This window comes from Lacticaseibacillus salsurae, from assembly GCF_045862175.1.
Lineage (GTDB): Bacteria > Bacillota > Bacilli > Lactobacillales > Lactobacillaceae > Lacticaseibacillus > Lacticaseibacillus salsurae.
Genome location: NZ_BAAFZI010000103.1, coordinates 1 through 3,631, shown reverse-complemented (window position 1 = coordinate 3,631; position 3,631 = coordinate 1). Strand labels below are relative to the sequence as shown.

Annotated in this window: 4 protein-coding genes; 3 read left to right on the top strand and 1 reads right to left on the bottom strand. The window is 48.6% G+C overall.

Annotated features, from left to right (window positions below; genetic code table 11):
* The 3 genes from ACKTSG_RS13835 to ACKTSG_RS13825 form a co-directional block, all read left to right on the top strand.
* A partial coding sequence (locus ACKTSG_RS13835) for a transposase (protein WP_407891817.1) occupies window positions 1-253 on the top strand: 253 nt, incomplete at its 5' end.
* Between the two features lie 254 nt (window positions 254-507).
* Entirely contained in the window at window positions 508-1,593 is a 1,086-nt protein-coding gene (locus tag ACKTSG_RS13830) for a hypothetical protein (protein WP_407895575.1), read from the top strand.
* A gap of 4 nt (window positions 1,594-1,597) precedes the next feature.
* Window positions 1,598-2,440 carry an alpha/beta hydrolase gene (locus ACKTSG_RS13825; protein WP_407895579.1) on the top strand — a complete coding sequence of 281 codons (843 nt, stop codon included), beginning with the start codon at window positions 1,598-1,600 and terminating at the stop codon, window positions 2,438-2,440.
* 43 nt (window positions 2,441-2,483) lie between these two features.
* On the opposite strand, the gene ACKTSG_RS13820 is transcribed toward ACKTSG_RS13825, so the two are convergent.
* The gene (locus ACKTSG_RS13820) at window positions 2,484-3,377 is read right to left on the bottom strand and encodes an LCP family protein (protein WP_491062202.1); all 894 of its coding nucleotides are present in this window, start codon (window positions 3,375-3,377) and stop codon (window positions 2,484-2,486) included.
* Window positions 3,378-3,631 lie beyond the last annotated feature (254 nt).

The window sequence follows — 3,631 nt, the reverse complement described above, 5'->3', positions numbered from 1 at the left end:
CTCAACTTTTGCACGGAACACTGCACGAGCCTTGATCACCGGTATTGCCTATAACCTGGTTCAGCTCTTTAAACAGCTCTTTGTCTCGGAAGACCGTCGTTCAACCATCTCCTCGCTACGGTTCAGTCTCTTTCACATCGCCGGTAGGATTACTTGGCACGCCCGTCGTGTGGTGATTCATCTTGCTTCTAACTATGTTTACAAGAACTGGTTTAGTCGGCTCATGGACGAAGTCCATCAGTTGGCGACCTGAACCGAATAACTGAATAGGTCGTGCGTCGAGCCGAAAACTGGGTCGGTCTGTTCGTGGTGCATCGATCACCAACTTCTCCGCTCAGTCAGTATTCGCAACGCTCCAAACGTTGCTTTCAGACCGGCCAGATGCGATTTCATGTCCCAAATACCGAGGTGAATAATCCAGGATCACTTAACTTCACTTGCATATTGCCACCTCCATCACCTGTTATTGTAACCATTTTCTGGTAGGATAGCGATGGAGGGATACTGATGCAAAAGTTGTTGAAACAAACCGTTCAGCCGTTGATGCCAGTGGTGTTGATCGGCACTGCGGCGCAAGCGTTGCTGTTGAGCGTTTTTTCAAATGATGGATTCTTTGCGCAAGTTTTTGATTTACCAAAATGGTTACCAGGCTTTCACACGTTGCATGATGGGCTGACCTTATTGACGACTTACACCATCGGTTTGTTGGGCTTGTTGATGGCGATTTTTGCAGCGCGAGCGTTGACTAAAAACGACAAGCAGTTAGCAAGTATTGTCACCGGCATCGGTTATTTGATTTTAAATACCACGCGCATGGCGACCTTTAGTCCAGCCATTGGCGCTGATGGGATCCTTTTGGGGTTACTTTTTGGTTGGCTGATCGGCTTTGGCTTCAATCACTTACCGAAAGTCTTGACCACCAGTGGGACTTTACTGATCACCCTTGGCCTGCGATTAGGGTGGGATCGTTTGGCCACTGCTCATGTGCTCACGCTCAATGCGCCACGGGGTTCGTGGTTATTGTGGTTGAATAGCGGGTTTGGTTGGCTAGGGTTGCCCGCGCCGATCGATGCGATGATGCCGATGTTAACCGGCACCAAAGCCACCGCCGATCTCAATGCCGCCTTAGCGCATCATTCTTTGCCTAATCCGATTTCAATTGGCACGTTGTATCGCCCATACGCGATGTTTGGCGGCGTGGGGATGACGTTAGGTTTGATCATCGCAATTTTATTGATCGATCAACGCTCGGAAAAACGTCACTTGGCTTGGTGGAGTCTGCCGATGAGCTTAGTCAATTTAAATCTGCCTTTAATGCTGGGCTATCGCATTTGGTTAAATCCGGTGATGTTGATTCCATACTTCAGCGCCCCCTTAGCGAGTTGCGCGATCGCATGGAGTGCGTTGAAGCTGCACTTGATCGCCGCTTCGGTGTACCAAGTACCGGCGACAACACCTGGGCCGATGATCGCTTGGCTGACCACTAACGGTAATTGGCCAGCGCTGATCGTCGCGGTGTTGTGTTTATTGGTATCCGTCTTAATTTATTTACCATTCGTCAAAAAAGTTTCTGGAGGTGAGCAACTTGGCTAAATGGATTCGTTCCCTCAGTTTAGGCGGCTTGCTCTTGATCATCTGCCTTGCACTTTTCATCCCCGCCACCACTTGGATGCACCACCAAGTTCGCGATGCCCAAGTCATCCATGATTCCCGCATGTCACCGATCATTTTGGTACCAGGGAGCTCCGCGACGCAAAATCGTTTCAATAGCTTAGTCACCACGCTAAACCAGCGCACTAACGGTCACAGTTTACTCAAAGTCACGGTAAAAACCGATGGCACCGTGAAAACGCAAGGCCGTATCGCGCCGCGTGACGTCGAGCCTTATATCGTGATTGCTTTTGAAAACAACCAAGACGGCTACAACAACATCAAAAAACAAGCCCACTGGTTTGATCTGGCCTTTAACCAACTCGCCACAAAATACCATTTCAGTCGCTTCAACGCCATCGGACACAGCAATGGCGGTTTGATTTTGACATTATTTCTCGCCAAGTATTATCAAAAATCAGCGGTGACGATGAATAAATTGATGACCATCGGCACCCCGTATAACTTGGAGGAAAGCAATCCGCACAACCGCACCCAAATGCTGGCCGACTTGATCAAAGCCCACAAAGCACTTCCGAAGAATCTGACGGTGTACTCGCTGGCAGGGACACAAACTTATGATGGGGACGGCATTGTGCCGCTGGCTTCAGTGGAATGTGGGAAATATATTTTCCAAAACCAAGTCAAACACTATACGCAAATCACGGTATCAGGGGATGATGCCAGCCATTCCGACTTGCCGCAAAATCAAGAAATCGAAGGCTACATTCAACAATACATGTTGGCCAAGCCTAACCAGCCAGGCCAACGCATCGGTGCTGGCAAATAAATAATCGGACGTCGCTTGAACCACAAGCTGCGTCCGATTATTTTTAATCCGTTAAGGTATAATTCACAAAATATTGATCATAATTGACGTCTTCAAAACGGAAATTCGGGTTCAACGCATTTTCTTTGGTGGTTGCATTCTCCAAGGTTTCCGCTTTGAGGCCTAAGATCTTGCGCAAGCGATCCGATTCGGCTTGCAAGTTATCGGTTGGCGGGATCTGAAACGATAATGGCCAACTGTAGCCCGTAGTTTGAACCAAGCCCGTATAGCCTTTTAACGAACTGGACGTGATTTTTTTGGTGGCTTTTGGGTAATGTTGGAACACGCCGACCATATCATCGAAGCTCATATCCGTTTTGACGTTTTGCGACAAGGATTTCAATAATTCAGTGAACTGCGCCAAACCTTGGCCAGAAACCGCCTTTTTCACCACCGCTTTGATCACTTGCTGTTGACGCTTTTGCCGACCGTAATCTTGCTCAGGATCTTCGTGCCGCATCCGCGCATACGCCAGCGCATATTTACCATTGAGATGCATGGGGCCTTTGGTAAAATGCAAATTATCGGTATGCGAGCTGGTGAAGGTAAACGGCACATCCACATCGATGCCGCCTAACGCATCGACCACTGTTTCCAAGCCACCCATATCGATGGTGACATAATAATCGATCGGCACATTCAACAGTTTCTCCACCGTCGCCCGCGCCATCGTCGAGCCACCTTGGTTGTATGCATCATTAATTTTAAACATGCGAAAATTCTTTGTGCCGATGATTTGGGCATTGGTATCGCGCGGAATGCTCAACAAATGGGTCTGATTGGTTTTGGGATCGATGGTGCACACAATGATGGTATCAGACTTACCTTGATCACTGCGCCCGATTGCCCCAGTGTCTGCGCCTAACAGCAGAATCGCCAGCGGCTTTGGCGCCTTGATTTTCGCCGACGCCTTTTTGTCACCTTAACTCGTCCACTTCCGAAAAAAATAGCTACGGCTCTTCACCGTAGCGAACTCATTACTTCTTTGAATATTGATCAGTCATTTGAGCAATCGATGCTGTCAACCTGGATTATTCACCTCGGTATTTGGGACATGAAATCGCATCTGGCCGGTCTGAAAGCAACGTTTGGAGCGTTGCGAATACTGACTGAGCGGAGAAGTTGGTGATCGATGCACCACGAACAGACCGA